This is a genomic window from Erythrobacter donghaensis, assembly GCF_001557325.1.
Classification (GTDB): Bacteria; Pseudomonadota; Alphaproteobacteria; order Sphingomonadales; family Sphingomonadaceae; genus Erythrobacter; species Erythrobacter donghaensis_B.
This window is the reverse complement of record NZ_LSJS01000315.1, coordinates 1-1,671: the sequence shown is the minus strand read 5'-3', so window position 1 is coordinate 1,671 and position 1,671 is coordinate 1. Positions and strand designations below refer to the sequence as shown.

Here is a 1,671-nt window from a genome sequence, read left to right as displayed (position 1 = left end):
CCCACCGCCTGCGCCTCCGCCCTTCGCCTTCGCCAAGCCCGTGTTCGACGAGACCTGGGCGACCATTGGCCTCGGCGTCGGGTTGGTGCCGAGCTATGCGGGCTCGGACGATTACATCGCCTTCCCTCTGCCGCTGATCGCGGGCCGCGTGGGCGGGGTGGGGATCGCGCCCAACGGGCCGGGCTTCGTGCTCGATCTCAATTCGCCCAAGCCCACCCTGGGCCCGCGCAAGGGCGCGCGCCTCGCCTTCGGCCCGGCCTTCCGCTTCCGCAATGATCGCAACAACCGCATCTCCGACGAGGTGGTGGCGCGCGCGGGCAAGCTCGATGCGGCGCTGGAAGTGGGTGCGAATGTCGCTGTCTCGATCCCCAATGTGGTCAAGCCCTTCGACGCCCTGAGCATCGGCGTGCAGGCCCGCCGCGACGTGATCGGCGCGCACGAGGGCTGGGTGATCGAGCCGCAGATCGGCTACCGCGCGCTGGTCGGCAAGGCCTTCACCCTGCAGGCGCAGGCGAGCATGGAGATCGTCACCGACCGCTTCGCCGACTACTACTTCACCGTCACCCCCGCCCAGAGCGCCGCCAGCGGCCTCGCGCAGTTCCGCGCGGACGGCGGGGTGAACCGCATCGGCACCACCGCGATCCTCGCCTATGATCTCGACCGCAATCCGCTGAACGGCGGCTGGTCGCTGACCGGGGTGGGCGGCTATTCGCGATTGGTGGGTGACAGTGCGGACACGCCCTACACCGCGGTGCGGGGCGATGCGAACCAGTTCATCCTCGGCGGCGGTGTCGCCTACACCTTCTGAGGCAGCTGGCGCTCAGGGCTCTGCCTTGAGCGCGCCTTCATCGTCGAGCCGGTCGATCGCGGCCCGCGCAATCGAATTGCGCACCGCACCGACCCGATAGGTGTCGCTCGCCCCGTAGATCTGGGCGAGGATCGTCCGGTCGAGCGCCGACATCTCGGACGGGGCAGCGGAGTTGCTGCCGCTCTCTGTGAACAGGGTGAGGATCGAATCCGTCGGCACGCTCTCGCTTGCGCCCGGGCGCAGTTCGACCAGCATATGCATCGTCAGATAATCGCCGAGCTGCTCGATCGTGACCCCGTCGATCGCATTGTAATCGACGACCGAGAAGGTCTTCATCGTCTCGACAGGGGTGGCGTCGGCGAGGAAACGGCCGCCGGGGCCAAAGCCGGCCGACTGGAATCCGCGCCCGCCGCTGGCCCCCTGCTGCGTGAGCGACTGTCCGGTGCCCAGCGGCCGCTCCTTTTCGCCCGTCCTCACAACGTGCCAGTTGTAGGCCGGCCGTACCGGCTTGATCAGGCGCTTGCGCTCGGGAAGGTAGAGCGAGGCATAGGCCAACCCCGTGTTCTGGTCGGCCAGCCAGTTGACGAAGCGGTGCGCATCGCGGTCGAACACGATGACAGCGTTGACCTTGCACCCCGGCTCGCCCCGCGGGATGTCGAGCGACTGGAGGTTGGCCTCGATCCGCGCTCGCAGCGGCGTGGCAAGGTCACCGGGCGCATTGTCGATCCCGATGCAGACCGGGTCCTTGCGCTTGGCAAGGACATTGCCCGTGTCGCTCAGCGCGCGCCACAGGAACTGGCGCACTTCCTTCTCGGTGTATCCTTCGACGATGATCTCGTTCGTGATCCCGTCGTCATTGGGGG

General features: G+C 67.9%; 2 protein-coding genes. One reads left to right on the top strand and one right to left on the bottom strand.

Annotation, left to right across the window (positions count from 1 at the left end; genetic code table 11):
- On the top strand, positions 1 to 808 hold an 808-nt coding region (locus tag AX692_RS18225; RefSeq protein WP_155646382.1), incomplete at its 5' end, for a MipA/OmpV family protein.
- Between the two features lie 12 nt (positions 809 to 820).
- Here the strand turns inward: AX692_RS18225 and AX692_RS20375 are convergent.
- On the bottom strand, positions 821 to 1,671 hold an 851-nt coding region (locus AX692_RS20375), incomplete at its 5' end, for a hypothetical protein (protein WP_073977813.1).